Source organism: Luteibacter sp. 621, from assembly GCF_050435445.1.
Taxonomy (GTDB): Bacteria; Pseudomonadota; Gammaproteobacteria; order Xanthomonadales; family Rhodanobacteraceae; genus Luteibacter.
Genome location: NZ_JBNDKI010000003.1, coordinates 88,654 through 108,515, shown reverse-complemented (window position 1 = coordinate 108,515; position 19,862 = coordinate 88,654). Strand labels below are relative to the sequence as shown.

Annotated in this window: 19 protein-coding genes; 8 read left to right on the top strand and 11 right to left on the bottom strand. The window is 65.6% G+C overall.

Annotated features, from left to right (window positions below):
* Positions 1-65: 65 nt before the first annotated feature.
* The 4 genes from arsC to ABIE56_RS04920 all read right to left on the bottom strand — a co-directional run bounded on the left by arsC (position 66) and on the right by ABIE56_RS04920 (position 3,637).
* Positions 66-407 (bottom strand): arsenate reductase (glutaredoxin), encoded by a 342-nt coding sequence (gene arsC, locus ABIE56_RS04935; RefSeq protein WP_429242721.1) that lies wholly within the window; start codon positions 405-407, stop codon positions 66-68.
* Positions 404-1,978 carry a pseudouridine synthase gene (locus tag ABIE56_RS04930; RefSeq protein WP_429242720.1) on the bottom strand — a complete coding sequence of 525 codons (1,575 nt, stop codon included), beginning with the start codon at positions 1,976-1,978 and terminating at the stop codon, positions 404-406. Before ABIE56_RS04930 ends, arsC begins: the two co-directional genes overlap by 4 nt.
* A complete protein-coding gene (scpB, locus tag ABIE56_RS04925; protein WP_429242719.1) occupies positions 1,975-2,736 on the bottom strand; it encodes an SMC-Scp complex subunit ScpB in 762 nt (253 codons plus the stop codon). The genes ABIE56_RS04930 and scpB overlap by 4 nt, the downstream gene beginning before the upstream one ends.
* 97 nt (positions 2,737-2,833) lie before the next feature.
* On the bottom strand, positions 2,834-3,637 hold the full coding sequence (locus tag ABIE56_RS04920) for a segregation and condensation protein A (RefSeq protein ID WP_429242941.1): 804 nt from the start codon (positions 3,635-3,637) through the stop codon (positions 2,834-2,836).
* A gap of 399 nt (positions 3,638-4,036) precedes the next feature.
* Here ABIE56_RS04920 and dinB point away from each other — a divergent pair, with 399 nt between their 5' ends.
* Positions 4,037-5,224: a DNA polymerase IV gene (gene dinB / locus ABIE56_RS04915; protein WP_429242718.1), complete on the top strand. Its 1,188-nt coding sequence runs from the start codon at positions 4,037-4,039 to the stop codon at positions 5,222-5,224.
* A 59-nt stretch (positions 5,225-5,283) separates the two neighbouring features.
* Positions 5,284-5,688, top strand: coding sequence for a PilZ domain-containing protein (locus ABIE56_RS04910; protein ID WP_429242717.1), 405 nt, complete (start codon positions 5,284-5,286; stop codon positions 5,686-5,688).
* Positions 5,689-5,722: 34 nt separating this feature from the next.
* Here ABIE56_RS04910 and ABIE56_RS04905 read toward each other — a convergent pair whose 3' ends face one another.
* The gene (locus tag ABIE56_RS04905; protein WP_429242716.1) at positions 5,723-7,420 is read right to left on the bottom strand and encodes an AMP-binding protein; all 1,698 of its coding nucleotides are present in this window, start codon (positions 7,418-7,420) and stop codon (positions 5,723-5,725) included.
* A gap of 126 nt (positions 7,421-7,546) precedes the next feature.
* On the opposite strand from ABIE56_RS04905, the gene ABIE56_RS04900 reads away from it, so the two are divergent.
* Complete coding sequence (locus ABIE56_RS04900; RefSeq protein ID WP_429242715.1) at positions 7,547-7,984, top strand: hypothetical protein; 438 nt, start codon at positions 7,547-7,549, stop codon at positions 7,982-7,984.
* A gap of 33 nt (positions 7,985-8,017) precedes the next feature.
* Here ABIE56_RS04900 and acnA read toward each other — a convergent pair whose 3' ends face one another.
* Complete coding sequence (acnA, locus tag ABIE56_RS04895; protein WP_429242714.1) at positions 8,018-10,762, bottom strand: aconitate hydratase AcnA; 2,745 nt, start codon at positions 10,760-10,762, stop codon at positions 8,018-8,020.
* 190 nt (positions 10,763-10,952) lie between these two features.
* On the opposite strand from acnA, the gene ABIE56_RS04890 reads away from it, so the two are divergent.
* Positions 10,953-11,915, top strand: coding sequence for a LysR family transcriptional regulator (locus tag ABIE56_RS04890; protein WP_429242713.1), 963 nt, complete (start codon positions 10,953-10,955; stop codon positions 11,913-11,915).
* A 59-nt stretch (positions 11,916-11,974) separates the two neighbouring features.
* On the opposite strand, the gene hflD is transcribed toward ABIE56_RS04890, so the two are convergent.
* The 3 genes from hflD to ABIE56_RS04875 all read right to left on the bottom strand — a co-directional run bounded on the left by hflD (position 11,975) and on the right by ABIE56_RS04875 (position 14,290).
* The gene (hflD, locus tag ABIE56_RS04885) at positions 11,975-12,601 is read right to left on the bottom strand and encodes a high frequency lysogenization protein HflD (protein ID WP_429242712.1); all 627 of its coding nucleotides are present in this window, start codon (positions 12,599-12,601) and stop codon (positions 11,975-11,977) included.
* A gap of 109 nt (positions 12,602-12,710) precedes the next feature.
* Positions 12,711-13,805, bottom strand: a complete 1,095-nt coding sequence (gene mnmA / locus ABIE56_RS04880; RefSeq protein ID WP_429242711.1) for a tRNA 2-thiouridine(34) synthase MnmA — start codon at positions 13,803-13,805, stop codon at positions 12,711-12,713.
* Positions 13,802-14,290: an NUDIX hydrolase gene (locus ABIE56_RS04875; RefSeq protein WP_429242710.1), complete on the bottom strand. Its 489-nt coding sequence runs from the start codon at positions 14,288-14,290 to the stop codon at positions 13,802-13,804. The genes mnmA and ABIE56_RS04875 overlap by 4 nt, the downstream gene beginning before the upstream one ends.
* A gap of 123 nt (positions 14,291-14,413) precedes the next feature.
* Between ABIE56_RS04875 and clpS the strand changes: the two genes are divergently transcribed.
* Positions 14,414-14,746 carry an ATP-dependent Clp protease adapter ClpS gene (clpS, locus tag ABIE56_RS04870; RefSeq protein ID WP_247434800.1) on the top strand — a complete coding sequence of 111 codons (333 nt, stop codon included), beginning with the start codon at positions 14,414-14,416 and terminating at the stop codon, positions 14,744-14,746.
* Positions 14,747-14,824: 78 nt separating this feature from the next.
* Positions 14,825-17,092, top strand: a complete 2,268-nt coding sequence (gene clpA / locus ABIE56_RS04865; RefSeq protein WP_429242709.1) for an ATP-dependent Clp protease ATP-binding subunit ClpA — start codon at positions 14,825-14,827, stop codon at positions 17,090-17,092.
* Between the two features lie 137 nt (positions 17,093-17,229).
* Here the strand turns inward: clpA and infA are convergent, their stop codons facing one another.
* On the bottom strand, positions 17,230-17,448 hold the full coding sequence (infA, locus tag ABIE56_RS04860; RefSeq protein ID WP_019466733.1) for a translation initiation factor IF-1: 219 nt from the start codon (positions 17,446-17,448) through the stop codon (positions 17,230-17,232).
* A gap of 83 nt (positions 17,449-17,531) precedes the next feature.
* The gene (locus tag ABIE56_RS04855; RefSeq protein ID WP_429242708.1) at positions 17,532-17,807 is read right to left on the bottom strand and encodes a polyhydroxyalkanoic acid system family protein; all 276 of its coding nucleotides are present in this window, start codon (positions 17,805-17,807) and stop codon (positions 17,532-17,534) included.
* Positions 17,808-17,933: 126 nt separating this feature from the next.
* On the opposite strand from ABIE56_RS04855, the gene ABIE56_RS04850 reads away from it, so the two are divergent.
* Entirely contained in the window at positions 17,934-18,701 is a 768-nt protein-coding gene (locus ABIE56_RS04850; protein WP_429242707.1) for an FHA domain-containing protein, read from the top strand.
* 61 nt (positions 18,702-18,762) lie between these two features.
* Positions 18,763-19,848, top strand: coding sequence for a 3-phosphoserine/phosphohydroxythreonine transaminase (gene serC, locus ABIE56_RS04845; RefSeq protein WP_429242706.1), 1,086 nt, complete (start codon positions 18,763-18,765; stop codon positions 19,846-19,848).
* The last annotated feature ends 14 nt before the right edge of the window (positions 19,849-19,862 follow it).

Below are 19,862 nucleotides of genomic sequence, written 5' to 3'. Positions count from 1 at the left end.
CCTACATAAGATCTGCGCAGGCCCTTGTAGGAGCGAGCTTGCTCGCGATCCCTACGTAGCGCCGACTACACGATCTCGAGAACCGCCTCGGGCGGCCGCCCGACAGCGGCCTTCTTACCGTTGATGAACACCGGCCGCTCAATCAGCTTCGGGTGTTCCACCATGTAACGGATAAGCGCGGCACGGTCGGCACCGGCCGGCACGCCGGCGTATGCCTCTTCACCCTGGCGCATGAGCTCGCGCGGCTCGCGGCCGAGCAGGTTCAGTACGCGATCGAGTTCCGCCGCGGACGGCGGGGTTTTCAGGTATTCCACGATCACCGGCTCGACGCCGCGCTGCTGGAGCAGCGCGAGCGTCTCCCGCGACTTGGAGCATCGCGGGTTATGCCAGAGGGTGGGCGAACTCAAAAGTTGCCGCCGCGATTACCGCCGCCGCTGCCGCCACGGTTGCCGCCGCGCGGGCCGCGATTGCCGCCCTGACCGCCCTGGCCACCACGGTTACCACCGCCGCCGCCACCGGGACCACGCGGGCCACGGTTGCCACCGGGACCGCCGGGGCCACCGGAAGCACGGTTGCCACCCGAGCGGCTCGGGCCGCCCTGGCCCTGCGCACGGTTGCCGCCACCGGGCGCGCCGTAGGCGCGGTTGCCGCCGCCCTGGCCGCCAGCGGCACGGTTACCACCGCCTCCCTGGCCCGTGCGGTTGCCACCGCCCTGGCCACCCTGGCCGCCGGTACGCGGGCCACGGGCACCGCCGCTGCGGTTGCCATTGGGGTTGCCGCCGGCGACGTTGCCGTTGGCATTGCCGCCACCGCCACCGGTGCGGCTATCGCCGGCAAACCAGGTACGCATGGCCGGCAGTTCCTGGCCCGGCGCCACGCGGCGCGAGGACGGCTTGCGCGGCTTGTTGGCGCGGTCCGGGCGATCGACGTTGCCGTTTACTTCGCGACGGCCACCCTGGCCGCCCGGGGCGCCGCGACCACCGCGGCCACCCTTGCCAGCACGGCCCGGCGTATCGTCGCGCAGGCGATCGAACGCGGTGAGCTCGCGGGCCTCATCGTGACGGGCCGAGCTCCACGCACCGGTCGTTGCCTTGTCCGGGCGGTACTCGGTGACGTGGCGCGGGGCGCGGCGCTGGTGCACCACGGCGCTCAAGGTGAGTACCGGGGCCGGCGCGCCCAGGCCAGCGCGCTCGCGCAGGGCCTTGATCGCGGTGTCGTCCAGGTTCTCGCAATCGCCACGGCGCAGGGCGCGCGGCAGTTCCACGGTGCCGTAACGGATGCGCTTCAGGCGGCTCACCAGGAAACCCTGGGAGTCCCACAGGCGGCGCACTTCGCGGTTGCGACCTTCGCGGATGGTGACGCGGAACCAGCTATGGCTGCCGCCGCGGCTGATGGTGGCGATCTCGTCGAAGCGGGCAGGGCCATCTTCCAGCTCCACGCCGGCCTTGAGGCGCTCGATCACTTCATCGGGCACTTCGCCGTGCACGCGGCAGAGGTATTCACGCTCCAGGCCGCTCTTGGGGTGCATCAGCGCGTTGGCGAGTTCGCCATCGGTGGTGAGAATAAGCAGGCCGGTGGTGTTGATATCGAGACGGCCCACGGCGACCCAGCGCGCACCCTTCAGGCGCGGCAGCTGTTCGAACACGGTGGGGCGGCCTTCGGTATCTTCGCGGGTGGTCACCACGCCTTCGGGCTTGTGGTAAACCAGCACTTCGGCATCGCTGCGGTTATCGGTGGCGACGACGAACTGCTTGCCGTCGAGCACGACGCGGTCACCCGCGTGGACACTGGCGCCAATGGTGGCGGCGGTGCCGTTGACTTCGACCTCGCCCGCCTGGATGCGCTGTTCGAGCATGCGGCGCGAGCCGAGCCCGGCGTTGGCCAGCACCTTGTGCAGGCGCTCTTCCAGCTGCGCGGCTTCGCCGGTGGGGGCGTCGTTGCGCTTAAGGCTAAGTACGGAACGTTGTGGCGCATTCATGCGCGTGACTCCTCGGGGTTCTGCCCGGCGCCTTCGTCTTCTTCGGCGGCACCGTCGGGGTTCTCTGCCTCATCGGCAGTGTGGGAAGCCGCGGCGATGTCGTCATCGCCGGCGGGCGGTTCGTTGGCGGCCTTTTCGCCGTCGTCACCCTCGATGCCCGGATCGGGCAGGGCGGCTCGGGCTGGTACGCCATCCGCATCGCCTTCAAGGCGCAGCTGCGGGTTGAGCTCTTCAAGGTCGCGGATCTCCGACAGCGGAGGCAGGTTATCCAGCGACTTGAGGTTGAAGTAATCCAGGAACGTGCGGGTGGTGCCGAACAGGGCCGGGCGGCCCGGTACGTCGCGATAACCCACAACGCGGATCCATTCGCGCTCCTCCATCGTCTTGATGATGTTGGAGGAGACCACCACGCCGCGGATCTGTTCAATCTCGGGGCGGGTGATGGGCTGGCGGTACGCGATGAGCGCCAGCGTTTCGAGCAATGCGCGGGAATAACGGCTGGGCTTTTCCGCCCACATCCGCGAGACCCAGGGGTGGACCTCACGCCGGACCTGGTAGCGCCAGCCGGAGGCGACCTCCACCAGTTCCACGCCACGGCCCTCGCAATCAGCAGCCAGGGCATCCAGCGCGGCCTTGAGTTCGTCCGTGCCGATTTCCTCTTCCTCGCCGAAGATCGCCTTGAGCTGCACGATCGTCATCGGCTGGGTGGACGCCATCAGCGCCGCTTCCACGATGGGTTTGAGTTGTTCGGGTTGCATAGGCCTTGGGGTGTGCCGTGCCCATGGGCGCGGATCGGTTCGTGCGCGGGGAGCGGCCGCTCATGCGGCGCCCCCTGTTCGTGGCCCGGCTGGGCCGTCAGGCGAGCGCTTCTTCGCGCGCGGCCTCCGTCTGTACCTTCGTCTTCAGGTAGATCGGGCCCAGGGTTTCTTCCTGGACGATCTCGACGAGCATTTCCTTCGCGAGCTCGAGCATGGCCAGGAACGTGACCACGACACCGAGCCGGCCTTCGCTGACGTCGAACAGCGTTTCAAAGCGTTGGAACCCACCCGTGCCCAACGTGTTGAGCAGATCGCCCATGCGCTGGCGGACACTGAGCGGTTCGCGCTGGATCGCATGGTGCGTAAACAGATCGGCACGCTTGAGCACATCCTTGAGCGCGAGCAGCAACTCCTTCAGGTCGAGCGGGGGCGGCACGCGCACCACGTTGTGTTCGCCGACGAAGGCGTGCACCACGGTGGTATCGCGTTCCAGGCGCGGCAGGTCTTCAATATCCTGCGCGGCCCTCTTGAAGCGTTCGTATTCCTGCAGCCGGCGTACCAGCTCCGCACGTGGATCTTCCTCGAGGCCTTCCTCGGCCGGCGGGCGGGGCAGCAGGAGCCTGGATTTGATCTCCGCCAAAATGGCGGCCATCAACAGGTACTCCGCGGCAAGTTCCAGCCGCATCACCTCGCGCATCATCTCGATGTAATCCATGTACTGCCGGGTGATCTCGGCGACAGGGATATCGAGGATGTCCAGGTTTTGCCTGCGGATCAGGTACAGCAGCAGGTCGAGCGGGCCTTCAAACGATTCGAGGATGACCTCAAGCGCGTCCGGCGGAATGTACAGATCCTGGGGCATTTGCAGCACAGGCTGCCCGCGCACGAGCGCGAGGGGCATTTCCTGCTGCTGGGGAACACCGGCAAAGGCATTCCGCGTTGTTTCGACCACCTGAGCTTCGGTTGTCTCGTTAGTCATCGGCACACGTCAGAAGGGCCGCCTTCAAGCGACCAGGAACGCAAGCAACAAATCGATGCCGTCCGGCGGCTGGTACCGCCACCTCGCCGGGCATGCCGCGCATCGTCGCCGACGAGCGGAAGGCATGGCCGCAGGACACCCCAGGAGGGTCACCGTCTGTGAGAAATCGCCGGAAGCACACCACCGACGGCCCTGACTGCAGGCCGGGAGGGCGGTACGCCCGAATAAGTTCACCCGATTGACATACAGGGTATAGCGTGTGCCTTCGCAAGTCCAGCGGGCGGCCCTGTGTCCGCCCCGCGGTTCCGGCAGAATACGCCCATGCCCCTCGAGTCGCGCGCCATTATCCATGTCGACATGGACGCTTTCTATGCGTCCGTGGAGGAACTGGACGATCCGACGCTGGTGGGCAAACCCGTGATCGTGGGCGGCCTGGGGCGCCGTGGCGTGGTTTCCACGGCCAACTACGAGGCCCGCAAGTACGGCGTGCGCTCGGCCATGCCCTCGGCCGAGGCCCACCGGCGCTGCCCCCAGGGCATCTTCATCCACCCCCGGCACGATCGCTATGCCGAGATCTCCGCCATCGTTTTCGCCGTATTTGCCGAAGTGACCCCCATGATCGAGGGCCTGTCGCTGGACGAGGCCTTCCTGGACGTCACCGCCAGCCTGCGGCTTTTCTCATCCATCGAGGCCATCGGTCGCAAGGTGAAAGAGACGATCCGCGAGCGCACCGGCCTGAACGCCTCCGTGGGCATGGCCCACAACAAGCTGCTGGCCAAGCTGGGCAGCGAACTGTCCAAGCCCAACGGCTTTCTTCACATCCGGCCGGAGGAGGTGGAGGGTTACCTGGATCCGCTGCCGATCGGCCGGATGTGGACGGTGGGCAAGGTGGCCGAGGAGGCGCTCCAGAAGGTCGGTATCCGCACCATCGGCGACCTGCTACGGGCCGATGCCTGGCGCCTGAACAAGGCGGTGGGCGAGCGGCACGCCGCCGTGCTCCGGGCCCTGTGTCGGGGGGAGGACAACCGGCCCGTGGTCACCGATGCGCCGGAAGTCTCGATCGGCTCGGAATGGACGTTCGATGTGGATGTGGATGACCTGGCTATCGCCGAGGCCTGGCTGCTCCGGCAGTGCGAGCGGGTGGGTGCGCGGGCGCGAGGGCGCGAGGTCAAGGCGCGAACGGTGTCCGTAAAGCTGCGCGAGCCACCGTTCGTGACGCACAGCCGCCAGGCCCAGTTGCCCGTTCCCGGCAACGCCACGCCGGATATCTATGCCGTGGCACGACGCTTGCTAAACGTTTGGTGGCACCAGCATCCGCGGCCTCGTTTGCGCCTGCTTGGGGTCACGCTTTCAGGGTTCGATGCCCGGCATGGCGATGAACAACAGGACATGTTCGCCGCGCCAACCGGGGAAAAGCGCTCCGATGGCGTGCAAGACCGCATTAATGAGCGCTTCGGAGCCGGGGCGCTGGTGAGGGCGGGCGTGCTAAAGACGCGCGGGCGGGAATGACCAGACTGCGCTAATGTGTCCGTTTGTGACACGGAAGGTAAGTTTCGTGGGGTGCGGTCATGCCGACCGTGATCGTTAACCGCCGGCAGGCAGGATGGGTAGAACAGCTCATGGCTGACAAGGAAGGCCACAACGTGCGCTATCGCCACGCAAGGATGAAGGTGCAGACCGCGGTGCTGATGAGCCGCGGCGGTGAGGCTCACCCTACCGATCTGGTAGACATTTCCGCGACCGGTGCCTTGCTGCGCCGGCCCGCTGGCTGGCGCGGTGAAGCCGGCCAGACCTGGATCCTCGATATGGTGTTTGGCCACGACCTGCACATTAATGTGGAGGCGCGCGTGGTGCGCGCGGGCGCGCGCCAGATCGGCATGGAGTATTCGCTGATTCCCGAAGACAAGCAGGCCCCGCTGTGGGAGCTGCTGGGCGGCTACGCGGATACCCTGGAAGCCTGGACTGACGAATAAAAAAACGCCGCCTCGATGGCGGCGTTTTTGTTGATCAGGCCTGGGCGGCCTTGCGCTTGGCGCGGTCTTCGTCGCGCAGCTCGCGGCGGAGGATCTTGCCGACGTTCGTCTTCGGCAGCGAATCGCGGAACTCGATCTGCTTGGGCCGCTTGTAACCGGTGAGCTTCTCGCGGCAGAACTCGCGCAGCGCTTCCTCGGTAAGCGCCGGATCCTTGCGCACGACGAAGATCTTCACCACTTCGCCCGAGTGCTCGTCATCGACGCCCACCGCAGCCACTTCGGCCACGCCCGGGTGGCTCATGACAATGTCTTCGATCTCGTTCGGGTACACGTTGAAGCCCGAGACGAGGATCATGTCCTTCTTGCGGTCCACGATGTACAGGTAGCCGTTGGCGTCCATCTTCGCGATGTCGCCGGTGCGCAGCCAGCCGTTGGCATCGAGCACCTTGGCGGTCTCGTCCGGGCGGTTCCAGTAGCCCTTCATCACCTGCGGGCCCTTGATGCACAGCTCGCCCACTTCGCCCACGGGCAGCGCGGTGCCATCGTCGGACCAGATCTGCACGTAGGTCGATGGAATGGGCAGGCCGATCGAGCCGTTGTACTCCTTCAGGTCGAGCGGGTTGATGCATGCCGCCGGCGAGGTTTCGGTAAGGCCGTAGGCTTCGGCCAGGGTCACGCCGGTGGTCTTCTTCCAGCGCTCGGCCACCGCGCGCTGCACGGCCATGCCGCCGCCCAGGGACAGGTGCAGGCGTGAGAAATCCAGCTCGGCGAAGCCCGGGGTATTCAGCAGGCCATTGAACAGCGTGTTGACGCCGGTGATGGCCGTGAACTTCTCCTTGGAGAGTTCCTTCACGAAGCCCTTCATGTCGCGCGGGTTCGTGATCAGCAGGTTCATGGCGCCCATGCGGGTGAACACCAGGCCGTTCGCCGTGAGCGAGAAGATGTGGTACAGCGGCAGCGCCGTGACGATGATCTCTTCACCCGCCACCGCGGAACCGCTGATCCAGGCATCGGCCTGCAGCATGTTCGCGATCATGTTGCGGTGGGTGAGCATGGCGCCCTTGGCCACGCCCGTGGTGCCGCCGGTGTACTGGAGGAACGCGATGTCGTCGTGGCCCACATCCACCTTGGGCAGCGGGTGTGCCTTGCCACGTGCGATGGCATCGTTGAAGCGGGTTTCCTTCGGCAGCTTGTAGGCCGGCACTTCCTTGCGGATGTGCTTGACTACGAAGTTGATGATGCTGCCCTTGGGGAAGCCGATCAGGTCGCCCACGGCCGTGGTAACCACGTGCTCCACCTTGGTGCCGGGCAGGGCTTCCTGCACGGTGTGTGCGAAGTTATCCAGCACGACCAGCGCCCGCGCACCGGAATCCTCGAGCTGGTGGTGCAGCTCGCGCGCGGTGTACAGCGGGTTGGTGTTGACCACCGTAAGGCCGAGGCGCAGGGCGCCAAACAGCACCGCCGGGTACTGCAGCAGGTTCGGCAGCATGATGGCGACGCGGTCGCCCTTCTTCAGGCCGAGTTCGCCCGACAGGAAGCCGGCGAAGGCGGCGGAGAGCTGGTCGATCTCGCCGTAGGTCAGTACCTTCCCGAAGTTCTTGAACGCGGGACGATCACGAAATTTCTGAAACGATTCCTCGAAGACCGCCGCAACGGAGCGGTACGCGTTGACATCGATGTCGGCGGGAATACCGGCCGGGTAGTGGTCAAGCCACGGGCGCTCGTTGCTCATGTACGGGACGGACTCCTGGAAATGTGACGCTCGCACGGCAAACCCGTCGTACGATCGGAAGGATTGGAGCATACGCGCGCGTATAGCAGCAAGCCGCATCGCAGCGAGACACAGAAGGGGAAAAACATGCAGCTCCGCACGGCCCTGTTCACCTTACTCCTGATCGCCCTCGCCGTGCTCGGCGGCTGCCACCGCGCGCCGGATGACGCACAGGTACGCAAGGCGATCACCGCAGTGGCCGCGGGGGCGGAGGCGGGCAGTGGCAGCGCCACTGTGGCGAGCCTGTCCGATGATTTCGACGGTAACAGCGGCGACCTCAACAAGCCGGGCCTGGCGAACCTGGTGCGGGTGTTCGCGCTGCGCGGGCAGAAGGTGCACGTGTTGCTGGGGCCGATATCGGTGGAGCCGCGCGGCGAGCGCATGGTCGCGACCTTTACGGCCACGCTGACCGCTGGCGCGGGGGTGTTGCCGGATAACGCCGGCGCCTACCAGGTGGAAACCGGCTGGCGAAAGGACGACGGCAAGTGGGTGTGTTTCACGGCAACCTGGAAGCGGGCGCTGTAGCAAAAAAAGGCCCGGTTTCCCGGGCCTTTTTTCTTACGCCGCCTTCGCCAGCTGGCGAAGCACGTACTGCAGGATGCCGCCGTGGCGGAAGAACTCGCGCTCCTTCGGGGTCAGCAGCAGCACCTTCACGGTGAACTCCTTGACCGAGCCATCCGGACGCGTGGCCTTGACGTTCGCCGTCTTCGACTCGCCGCCGTTCAGGCCGGTGATATCGAACACTTCATCGCCCTTCAGGCCGAGCGTCTGCGCGTTCTCGCCATCCTGGAACTGGCAGGGCAGCACGCCCATGCCGACCAGGTTGGAGCGGTGGATGCGCTCGAAGCTCTCGGTGATCACCGCCTTGACGCCCAGCAGCAGGGTGCCCTTGGCCGCCCAGTCACGCGACGAACCGGTGCCGTATTCCTTGCCACCCAGCACGACCAGCGGGGTGCCATCGGCCTTGTACTTCATGGCGGCATCGTAGATCGCCATCTGCTCGCCGGTCGGGATGTACTTGGTGTAGCCACCCTCGACGCCATCGAGCATCAGGTTCTTGATGCGGATGTTGGCGAACGTGCCGCGCACCATCACGTCGTCGTTGCCGCGACGCGAACCGTAGGAGTTGAAGTCCTTCGGCTCCACGCCACGCGAGATCAGGAAGCGGCCCGCCGGGCTGTCCTTCTTGATCGAACCGGCCGGCGAGATGTGGTCGGTGGTGATCGAGTCACCGAAGATGCCCATGGCGCGCGCGCCGTGGATGTCTTCGATGGTGCCGGCTTCAGCGGACATGCCGTCGAAGTAGGGCGGGTTCTTGATGTAGGTGGAATCGTCCCACGCGTAGGTCTGGCCATCCGGCGAGGCGATCTGGTTCCAGCGGCTGTCGCCCTTGAACACATCGGCGTAGCTGGCCTTGAACATCTCCGGGCTGATGGCGCCGGCGATGAGGTCGGAGATTTCCTGGTTGCTCGGCCAGATGTCCTTCAGGTACACCGGCTGGCCATCGCTGCCCGTGCCGATCGCATCCTTGGTCAGGTCGATGTTGAGCGTACCGGCCAGGGCGTAGGCGACCACCAGCGGCGGCGAGGCCAGGTAGTTCATCTTCACTTCCGGGTGCACGCGGCCTTCGAAGTTACGGTTGCCCGAGAGCACCGATGCCACGGCCAGGTCGCCCTCGGCGATGCCCTTGCTGATTTCAGCCGGCAGCGGGCCGGAGTTGCCGATGCAGGTGGTGCAGCCGTAGCCGACCACGTAGAAGTTCACCTTCTCGAGTTCTTCGAGCAGGCCGGTCTTCTTCAGGTAATCGGTAACCACGAGCGAGCCCGGGCCGAGCGAGGGCTTCACCCACGGCTTGGAGGTGAGGCCGCGCGCAGCAGCCTTCTTCGCCACCAGGCCGGCGGCGAGCATGACGGCCGGGTTGGAGGTGTTGGTGCACGAGGTGATCGCGGCGATCACGACCGAGCCATCGTTGATGCGGAAGTTCTGGCCATCCTTGTGGACGAGCACGCCTTCCTCATTGATGCCGTTGGCTTCGTTGCCGATGGCGGTGCCGCCACCCTCATTGCTGAAGCGCGAGGTGTCGTTGGTCTTGGTCTTGCGGTTGGCGGTAAGCGGGCCGACCACGTCGAGGAAGCTCTGCTGCACGCCTTCCAGCAGCACGCGGTCCTGCGGGCGCTTCGGGCCGGCGAGCGACGGCTTCACATCGGCCATGTCCAGCTCGAGCACGGTGGTGAACTCGGCTTCCGGGGTGTTCGCGTCGTGCCACAGGTTCTGCGCCTTCGCGTAGGTTTCCACCAGCGCGATCTGGCCTTCGTCGCGGCCCGAGAGGCGCATGTAGTTCAGCGCTTCCTGGTCGATCGGGAAGATGCCGCAGGTGGCGCCGTATTCCGGGGCCATGTTGGCGATGGTGGCGCGATCGGCGAGCGGCAGGTTCTGCAGGCCCGGGCCGAAGAACTCGACGAACTTGCCGACGACGCCGAGCTTGCGCAGCATCTGGGTGACGGTGAGCACGAGGTCGGTAGCGGTGACGCCTTCGGCCAGCTTGCCCTTCAGGCGGAAGCCGACGACCTGCGGGATGAGCATGGACGACGGCTGGCCGAGCATGGCGGCTTCGGCTTCGATACCGCCCACGCCCCAGCCCAGCACGCCAATGCCGTTGATCATGGTGGTGTGCGAATCGGTACCGAACACGGTATCGGGGTAGGCGAACGATTCGCCGTCCACTTCATTGGTGAACACGACGCGGGCGAGGTTCTCCAGGTTCACCTGGTGGACGATGCCGGTGCGCGGCGGCACGACCTTGAAGTTGTTGAAGGCCTTCTGGCCCCAGCGCAGGAACGAGTAACGCTCCTGGTTACGCTCGAACTCGATCTCGACGTTCTGCTCAAGCGCGCTTTCCGAACCAAACGCGTCGACCTGCACCGAGTGGTCGATGACCAGTTCGGCGGGCGCCAGCGGGTTGATCTTGTCGGGATTGCCGCCGAGCTTCTTCACGGCATCGCGCATGGCGGCCAGGTCGACCACGCACGGCACGCCGGTGAAATCCTGCAGGACCACGCGGGCGGGCATGAAGGAGATTTCGGTATCCGGCTCGGCCTTGGCATCCCACTTCGCCACGGCTTCGATTTCCTTGGCCGTCACGTTCACGCCGTCTTCCTGGCGGAGCAGGTTCTCCAGCAGGATCTTCATCGAGTAGGGCAGGCGCTTCAGGTCGAACTGCTGACCCAGCTTGGCCAGGCTGGCGATCTTGTGGCTCTTGCCGTTGACTTCGATTTTGTCGGCGACTGAGAACGAGTCTTTCATGCTGTACTCCTGGCGTGGCTTGCTTAGCTGGGGAGGCTGGGCGGCCCCGTCAGGGGCGCGCCAAAGCGTCGATTATCGCGCAGTCTGCGGCCGGTATGCGACCGCCGTGAGACCTTGGGTCCGCTAGAATGGACCGTTCGTGGCGCACGCTGCGCGAAATCAGGCGGCAAAAGGATGAGGGCGGCGGCGGATGGGCACAAACGTATTTGATGGCACGCAGCGTTCGATGATTTCGATGGCCCTGTCATCGGTGTCCCTGCGCGACCTCGCCCTGGTCCAGGCCGTGGCCCGCGAGGGCAGCTTCAACAGCGCCGCCCGGGCCATGTACATCAGTGCTTCTGGGCTTTCCCACCAGGTGCAGAAAGTGGAGCAGGCACTGGGCATGCCGCTGTTCGAGCGGGGTGGCCGCCGGGTCGTGCCGACCTCTGCCGGTCAGCGTCTGTTGGGTTATATCGAAGGGGTGCTGGCGGCGGCCGAGCACCTGGAGCATGCCGCCCGTGCCGGCGATGTGGCCTTTGGCGGTGAATTCCGCCTGGGCGTGCCGTCCACGCTGGGGCCGTACCTGCTGCCGCACGTGATCGAGCCGTTTCCGCAGCGGTTCCCGGGGGCGCGCCTGACCATTTCCGAAGGCAAGCCCCGTGGCCTGCTGCGTCGGCTGGGCGAGGGCGAACTGGATGCCGTGCTGGCGCCGCCCAGTGCCACGGTGACCGGGCTGGAATCGACCGCCCTGTTCTTCGAGCCGTATGAGTTGATGCTGCACAAGGCGCATCCGCTGGCCGGGCGGCCGGCGGTCGCGCTCACCGACCTGGATGCCTCGGATGCCACGTTGATGGCCGAAAGCCATGGCAACGGGGTATCCGATCTGGGGATGCCCGGGGCGGCGCGGCCGGAGCGCATCCAGGATCTTTCGATCGAAAGCCTCGCCACGCTGGTAGCGCTGCGCGGCGGCTATACGCTGGTACCGATCCTGGCCCACGAACGGTTGCAGTCCATTCCGAACGTGGTGCTGGCGGCGGTGGAGGGCGCGCGCCCGGGCCGCCATATCGCCCTGTACTGGCGCAGCGCCTCGCCCTGGCGGGATGACCTGCTCGGTTTTGCCGAGCTGCTACGCACGCTGGCCGGCACGATTCCCGGCCTCGACGCCGCCAGCTGAGCCAACGCACGCTGGCGACGTCAACCGGAGCGTCGTGCCGTCGTCCCGGTTGGCGGGGATCAGAAGCCGTTATCGAGGGTGGAGCCGGTGAGCAGGCCGCGGGCCAGCATCGCGGTTTGCTTGCCCTGGAACAGCATGTGCCACTGACGGCCGCCGAGCTGGTGCCAAAGCACCGCCGAGCGCACGGACGCCAGCAGGCATGCACGCACCCGATCCACGTTCGCCTTCTGCTGCAGGTGGGTGGGGTTGCCAGTCACCATCACGCGCGGCTTCAACGTGGAAAGGGTGGTGGCGTATAGCTCAGCGAGGCGCGCGGCCACGTTCGGGTGGGTCAGGCCGAAATGCTCGACCTGCCGTTGCGCGGCGACGATGCCATCGTGCAGGCGATTCAGCAGCGCTTTCTGCCGCGCCAGTGAGCGCTCAAGGCGCAACACGGTTACGCCCATGCGCATCACTGCCACATCGCGCGTCTGCTCCTCGAACTGGTTTACCAGCGTGCGCAGGCCACGGCGCACGCCTGCCACGTTGCCATACACGCCCGCCACCGAGTCCGCATCGATGCGGAACACGCTGGCAAGGCTGGCCTCGTACGCGGCCTCGTCGCAACGGCCTTCGTTGGCCAACTGCTGGGCCAGGGCGGCACCCTGGAAAACGCCGGCCAGGGCCAGGACGCGCTCTTCGTTCATGGATAAAGCTCTTGTAGGAGCGCGCTTGCGCGCGACCGGGCGTGCGGGAATCGTGGATCGCGCGCAAGCGCGCTCCTACAGTAATCAGAGATCATGCGCCGCCGTCCGGTCATTCAAGGCCACCGTAGGCGGCATCGGTGGCGGAGATCACGGCACCGCCGAGGCATTCGTCGCCGTCATACAGCACCACGGACTGGCCGGGGGTGACGGCGCGCTGCGGTTCATCGAAGGTCACGTGGATCGCATCGCCGTTCACATCCACAGTGCAGGCCTGGTCGGCCTGGCGGTAGCGGGTCTTGGCGGTGCAGCGGAACGACAGGGCAGGGGCCTGGCCGGCCACCCACGTGGCATCGGTGGCCACCAGCCGGGTGGATTGCAGCCAACGGTTCTCGCCACCCTGCGCCACGATCAGCGTATTGGCGGCGACATCCTTGCCCACCACGTACCACGGTTCATTGGGCGCATCCGCGCGGCCGCCGATGCCCAGGCCGTTGCGCTGGCCCAGCGTGTAATACATGACGCCCTGGTGCTCGCCCACCGTACGGCCGTCCGGGTCCACCATCAAACCCGGCTTCGCCGGCAGGTACTGTGCCAGGAAGGCGCGGAAATCGCGCTCGCCGATGAAGCAGATGCCGGTCGAATCCTTCTTGGCCGCCGTGGGCAGGCTGGCCTCGCGGGCCATTTCACGCACGACGGGCTTCTCTATCTCGCCCACCGGGAACAGCGTGGCCGAAAGCTGGCGCTGGCCCAGGGCGTGCAGGAAATAGGTCTGGTCCTTGGCCGCATCCACGGCGCGGAGCAGGCGGTAGCGCCCTTCGTAAAAATCTACGCGCGCGTAGTGGCCCGTCGCGATCTTCTCCGCGCCAAGGGCCTGGGCCTGCTCCAGGAACGTCTTGAACTTAATTTCTCGGTTGCACAGCACGTCCGGATTGGGCGTGCGGCCCGCCGCGTATTCGGCGAGGAAGTGCTCGAACACCCCATCCCAGTACTCGCCGGCGAAGTTGCGGGCGTGGAAGGGAATGCCCAGGCGGCCGCAGACGGCCACGGCGTCGCGGCGGTCATCGTCGGTGGTGCAGGGGCCTGAGCGGTCGTCTTCCTCCCAGTTCTGCATGAACATGCCTTCCACCTCGTGGCCGGCCTGCTGCAGGAGGATGGCGGCGACGGAAGAATCCACGCCGCCGGAGACGCCCAGGATCACTTTCACGGCCGGGACCCCGGCAGCAGGCTGGCCACGGTACCCAGCGGGTAGCGGCGGCCATCCAGCCAGGCATCGATCGTGTCGAGGATAAGCGGGCTGCGCAGGCGCGGGCCCAGGGCCTCGATCTCGTCGCGGCGCAGCCAAAGGGTGCGGCGGATGCCCGTATCGAGCTGGCGCGTGGCATCGTGGGCCACCGAGCGGCCGCTGAAGCCAAAACGGAGCACCTGCTCACCGTGCTCGTGGCTCATCCACTGCCACACGCCGAGGAAGGCGTCGAGCTCCACGGTGTGCCCGGTTTCCTCCAGCGCCTCGCGCACGGCGGCCGTCTGCAGGCTTTCACCTGGGTCCAGGTGGCCTGCGGGCTGGTTGTAGGCCAGCTCGCCGAAGATCTCCTCTTCGACGATGAGATAGCGATCGCCGTCCGCGATGACGCAGGCCACGGTCACACGGGGGCACCACACGTTTTCGGCCGCAGCGTCGGTCTGGGTCATCTGACTAATGGGAGGGGTGGCTCTGGAAAAAGACATATTGTGCCATCACCTGTGGAAATCGACCCCGTGGGGGCTCGAAATCCGGTGTATATAATCGAATCGCGTACCGAAGGTTCTTAATTAATGTCCCAGGAACACGAACACGATCAGGAAAGCGAGCGCGGACACGGCCTGGCCATTGAGACAGCCCGCCCCGAGACGGCCCGCCCACCCCTGTTCCAGGTCGTCCTGCTGAACGACGACTTCACACCGATGGATTTTGTGGTTGAGGTGTTGCGTAGCTTTTTTGGCATGGACCAGGAGCGGGCGGTCCAGGTGATGCTCCACGTTCACACCCGCGGAAAGGGCGTGTGCGGCGTGTTCACCCGCGAGGTGGCAGAAACCAAGGTGACACAGGTCAACGAGTACTCACGGTCTCATCAGCACCCACTGTTGTGCACTATGGAAAAGATGTAGCCAGTGCCCCATCTGGAGTTCATGCGGCACTAACAAGGGCAATGACCCCGCCGCCCACAGCTATCGGAGACGGTCCGTATGTTCAGCAAGGATCTCGAAGTCACCATTGGGCACTGCTATAAGCAGGCCCGGGAGCAGCGCCACGAGTTCATGACCGTGGAGCACCTCCTGCTCGCCCTCACGGAAAACACCTCAGCCCTGGCCGCCCTGCGTGCCTGCGGCGTCGATCTGCCCCGCCTGGCGGCGGATCTGCAGCGGATCATCGCCGAAACCGTGCCGGTACTCCCCGCCGGCGACGAGCGCGATACCCAGCCCACGCTGGGCTTCCAGCGCGTGCTCCAGCGCGCCGTGTACCACGTGCAGTCCTCTGGCCGTAAGGAAGTGACCGGCGCCAACGTCCTGGTCGCGATCTTCGGCGAAAAGGACAGCCACGCGGTCTATTTCCTGCACCAGCAGGAGATCACCCGCCTGGATGTGGTCAATTACATCTCCCACGGCATCGCCAAGATCAGCGATGAATCCTCCGCGGCCCCGTCCAGCGCCGAGCGCGATGGCGAGGAAGGCGGTGAGGGCAAGGGCAACCCGCTCAGCGAGTACGCCTCCAACCTCAACGAGCTTGCCGTCCAGGGCAAGATCGATCCGCTGATCGGTCGCCAGGACGAGGTGGAGCGCACCATCCAGGTGCTCTGCCGCCGCCGCAAGAACAACCCGCTCTACGTCGGTGAAGCCGGCGTGGGCAAGACCGCGCTGGCCGAGGGCCTGGCCAAGCGTATCGTCGAGGGCCAGGTACCCGAGGTGCTGGAAGATTGCACCATCTGGTCGCTGGACCTGGGCGCCCTGGTCGCCGGCACCAAGTACCGCGGCGATTTCGAAAAGCGCCTGAAGGCGGTGATCGGCCAGCTCAAGAAGCAGCCGAACGCCATCCTGTTCATCGACGAGATCCACACCATCATCGGTGCCGGTTCGGCGTCGGGCGGCACCATGGATGCCTCGAACCTGATCAAGCCCATGCTGGCCTCGGGTGAGCTGCGCTGCATCGGTTCCACCACGTTCCAGGAATTCCGCGGCATCTTCGAGAAGGACCGCGCCCTGGCTCGCCGCTTCCAGAAGATCGACGTGGTCGAGCCCACCGTGGCCGATTCGATCGAGATCCTGAAGGGTCTGAAGACCCGCTTCGAAGAGCACCACTCGGTGGAATACACCGGTGAGGCCCTGCGCGCGGCAGTGGATCTTTCGGTGAAGCACATTCCCGACCGCCTGCTGCCCGACAAGGCCATCGATGTGATCGATGAGGCCGGTGCCCGCCAGCGCCTGCTGCCGGAAGAAGAGCGTACCGGCAAGGTGGATGTGGCCGAGATCGAGTACATCGTGGCCAAGATGGCGCGTATTCCTGCCAAGCAGGTGTCCGCCTCCGATCGCGATGTGCTGCGTAACCTCGAGCGCAACCTGAAGATGGTGGTGTTCGGCCAGGATGGGGCGATCGAAGCGCTGGCGTCGTCGATCAAGATGGCACGCTCGGGCCTGGGTGATCCGTCCAAGCCGATCGGCAGCTTCCTGCTCGCTGGCCCCACGGGCGTGGGCAAGACGGAAGTAACCCGTCAGCTTGCCATGCAGCTCGGTATCGAGATGGTTCGCTTCGATATGTCCGAGTACATGGAAGCCCACTCGGTGTCGCGCCTGGTCGGTGCGCCCCCGGGCTACGTCGGCTTCGACCAGGGTGGCCTGCTCACCGAGCAGATCACCAAGCACCCGCATTGCGTGCTGCTGCTGGATGAAATCGAAAAGGCGCACCCGGATGTGTACAACATCCTGCTGCAGGTGATGGACCGCGGCGTGCTGACCGATACCAACGGTCGCGAGGCGAACTTCAAGAACGTCATCGTGGTCATGACGACGAACGCCGGCGCCCAGCTGGCCTCGCGTCGCGGCATCGGCTTCGTGAAGCAGAACCACTCGCCGGATGCGATGGAGACGATCCGCCGCATGTTCACGCCGGAGTTCCGCAACCGCCTGGATGCGGTCATCCAGTTCAACGCACTGGACTTCGACCACATCCTGCGCGTGGTCGACAAGTTCCTGATCGAGCTGGAATCGCAGCTGGCCGAAAAGAAGGTCAGCGTGGATGTGACCCCGGAGGCCCGTCGCTGGTTGGCCGAGCATGGCTTCGATCCGCAGATGGGTGCGCGCCCGATGGCACGCGTCATCCAGGACAAGGTCAAGCGCGCGCTCGCCGACGAGCTGCTGTTCGGCAAGCTGGCCGATGGCGGCAAGGTCACCCTCTCGGTGGCTGGCGACGAGCTGCACGTGGAAACCGAATCGGCCGAGCCGGCAACGGCGGAAGCGTAAAACGCCCGGTCGAGGTGTAAGAGAAAGGCCGCCCATACGGGCGGCCTTTTTTTGTGCCGTTGTAGGCGCCGGCAACAAAAAAGCCGCGGCGTGCCGCGGCTTTTTCTATTCGCAGAAGGGCGGCGCCAGGCGCGCGCTTACTTCATACGGTACGTGATACGGCCCTTGGTCAGGTCGTACGGGGTCATCTCGACCTTCACCTTGTCGCCGGTGAGGATACGGATGTAATGCTTGCGCATACGGCCGGAGATGTGGGCAGTAATGACGTGCCCGTTCTCGAGCTGCACGCGGAACATGGTGTTGGGCAGGGTCTCCTGGACCGTGCCTTCCATTTCGATGACGTCGTCTTTTGCCATGTGTTCCGGGTCAGTGTAGGTGGCCGGAGTGGCCGCATAAGTCCCCTATTATGGCATGCCCACCCGGGCAAGGCCACCCGGGCTCAGGCGAAGTACTGATCCAGCTTCCCGCGGATCTCGTCCTCGATCTTGCCCTTGAACGCCGAGAGCAGCATGCCGAGCTCCGCGCCCACGTGCACATCGTGGTCCGAGACGGTAATGGCGCCCTTCACCCCAGAGCCCGAGAACGCGTAGGCATCGCCCTGCCAGGCGCCCTTGGTGCCGAACTTTTCGGCCATCCGCTCGGCCACCTTGTCCACCACCGCGCGTGCTTCGGCGATGCTTTTGCCGTGCTCACGGCGAATATCGATCTTGGCCATGGGGGTCTCCAGGGGAAAAGGGAGGGGGAGTCTAGCAGGCGGCTCGGCTGAACCGACCCGATCTCTTTGCGTTCAAACAGATACCGCACTCTGCTAAAGTCGCGTCGTCATCTGTCCGGTCCCTTCATGCGTATCGAATTCGTCAGCTCGGCTCGTGGTGATTTCCACTGGTCCCGACCCGTGCTCACGATCGGCCGGGCGGAGGAAAACGACCTTGTCGTCTCCGAAGCTCAGGTCGCGCCGCAACACGTCACCATCTACCGCGATCGCCGCGGCATGGTGCTGGATGTGGCGGCGGGTGTGGGCCGCGTGTACGTGAATGCGCGCCCGGTGCGCGAGAAAGCCTTGCTCCGCCCCGGCGATAGCCTGTCGCTCGGCGAGTGCCGCATGCTCATTCGTGACGACGAAGACCTGGAGGCCCGCGAGCTGCGGGAGCCGACCGATGCCCGTTGCACGGCCGCACTGCGCCCGGTTGCCGGACCGCTCTCCGGCCGCCTCGTCGCGATCGGCGATCGCCTCGAACTGGGCGCCACGCATGGCGCACTGCCCCTGGAGTTGCCCGGCAACGATGCCGCGTTGCTCACCCTGGCCTGGGATGATGGCGAACTGATCCTGGATGCCTCCCGCGTACCCGCTCGCCATGCGGTGCGGGTGAATGGCGTTCGCACGGTGCGCGCGGCGCTCCAGCCGGGTGACCAGATCGGCCTGGCCACGCATCGCTTCATCCTCGAGGCGCCAGGCTGGTCCGCCGAGCCCGTGGTGGTGCAGCCGGAACCCGAGCCCGAACCCGAGCAGGAAGAGGCTGCCGGCCCGCGCGGTGATGTGTGGTGGTTGATTCTTACGGCCGCGCTGCTCGCGGCTGGCATCGCCGTGGTGCTGTTCGCGCCGTTCTAAGCCCCCGTTTCGCCCGCATGCGGCGGCATAATGCCGGTTCACCCATGCGAGAGGACGAGACGTGAGCAGAGCCTGGAATTTCAGCGCCGGACCCGCGGCGCTGCCGGAAGCGGTATTGAAACGCGCGCAGGCTGAGCTCCTCGACTGGAACGGTTCCGGGGCCTCCGTCATGGAGCTGTCCCACCGCGGCAAGCCGTTCATGGCCCTGGCCGCCGCCGCCGAGCAGCGCCTGCGCAGCCTCATGGGCGTGCCGGCCAACTACAAGGTGCTGTTTCTGCAAGGTGGCGCCACGCAGCATTTCGCGCAGATCCCCATGAACCTCGCAGCCCCCGGCGATCACGCGGATTACATCGTGACCGGCCACTGGGGCGAAAAGGCCGTGCGCGAAGCCGCGCCTTACCTCGATGCCCGCGTGGCCGCCACATCCGAGGCTGATCACTACCTGAAGCTTCCCGCGCGTGATACGTGGCAGCTCAGCGACGGCGCGGCCTACGTGCACTACACGCCGAATGAAACGATCCACGGCGTGGAGTTCCACGACATCCCTGAGGTGGGCGACACGCCGCTGGTGGCCGACATGTCGTCGAACATCCTCAGCGAGCCCGTGGACGTATCGCGCTTCGGCCTGATCTATGCGGGCGCGCAGAAGAACATCGGGCCCTCCGGGCTCGTCATCATGATCATTCGCGATGACCTGCTGGCACGCGCAGGACGGCCGATGGCCAAGATCTTCCGCTACGCCGAGCATGCCGCGAACGATTCCATGCTCAACACGCCGAACACGTGGGGCTGGTACCTCGCTGGCCTGACGTTTGAATGGCTGGACGAGCAGGGTGGCCTGAAGGCCATGGGTGCACGCAATGCCGCGAAGGCGGCGCTGCTCTACGACGCGATCGATAGTTCCAATGGTTACTATCGCAGCCCGGTGGAAGTCAGTTCGCGCTCGCGCATGAATGTGCCGTTCACCTTGCACGACAGCGCGCTGGATGCCGCATTTCTCAAGGAATCCGAGGCCGCGGGCCTGCTGGCGCTCAAGGGCCACAAGGCCGTCGGTGGCATGCGCGCATCGCTCTATAACGCCGTTCCGCTGGACGCGGTGCAGGTGCTTGTGAATTTCATGCGGGACTTTGCAACGCGGCACGGTTAAAGTCGGGGATCACC

Coding starts and splice junctions, on each gene's coding strand:
- hflD (WP_429242712.1), bottom strand. CDS start 12,601: ATGAACGAAGAGCGCGTCCTGGCCCTGGCCGGCGTTTTCCAGGGTGCC.
- scpB (WP_429242719.1), bottom strand. CDS start 2,736: ATGCAACCCGAACAACTCAAACCCATCGTGGAAGCGGCGCTGATGGCG.
- ABIE56_RS04875 (WP_429242710.1), bottom strand. CDS start 14,290: ATGACCCAGACCGACGCTGCGGCCGAAAACGTGTGGTGCCCCCGTGTG.
- ABIE56_RS04855 (WP_429242708.1), bottom strand. CDS start 17,807: ATGGCCAAGATCGATATTCGCCGTGAGCACGGCAAAAGCATCGCCGAA.
- ABIE56_RS04890 (WP_429242713.1), top strand. CDS start 10,953: ATGGGCACAAACGTATTTGATGGCACGCAGCGTTCGATGATTTCGATG.
- acnA (WP_429242714.1), bottom strand. CDS start 10,762: ATGAAAGACTCGTTCTCAGTCGCCGACAAAATCGAAGTCAACGGCAAG.
- ABIE56_RS04850 (WP_429242707.1), top strand. CDS start 17,934: ATGCGTATCGAATTCGTCAGCTCGGCTCGTGGTGATTTCCACTGGTCC.
- ABIE56_RS04905 (WP_429242716.1), bottom strand. CDS start 7,420: ATGAGCAACGAGCGCCCGTGGCTTGACCACTACCCGGCCGGTATTCCC.
- clpS (WP_247434800.1), top strand. CDS start 14,414: ATGTCCCAGGAACACGAACACGATCAGGAAAGCGAGCGCGGACACGGC.
- ABIE56_RS04920 (WP_429242941.1), bottom strand. CDS start 3,637: ATGCCCCTCGCGCTCGTGCGCGGGCAGCCTGTGCTGCAAATGCCCCAG.
- ABIE56_RS04930 (WP_429242720.1), bottom strand. CDS start 1,978: ATGAATGCGCCACAACGTTCCGTACTTAGCCTTAAGCGCAACGACGCC.
- ABIE56_RS04900 (WP_429242715.1), top strand. CDS start 7,547: ATGCAGCTCCGCACGGCCCTGTTCACCTTACTCCTGATCGCCCTCGCC.
- clpA (WP_429242709.1), top strand. CDS start 14,825: ATGTTCAGCAAGGATCTCGAAGTCACCATTGGGCACTGCTATAAGCAG.
- infA (WP_019466733.1), bottom strand. CDS start 17,448: ATGGCAAAAGACGACGTCATCGAAATGGAAGGCACGGTCCAGGAGACC.
- dinB (WP_429242718.1), top strand. CDS start 4,037: ATGCCCCTCGAGTCGCGCGCCATTATCCATGTCGACATGGACGCTTTC.
- ABIE56_RS04910 (WP_429242717.1), top strand. CDS start 5,284: ATGCCGACCGTGATCGTTAACCGCCGGCAGGCAGGATGGGTAGAACAG.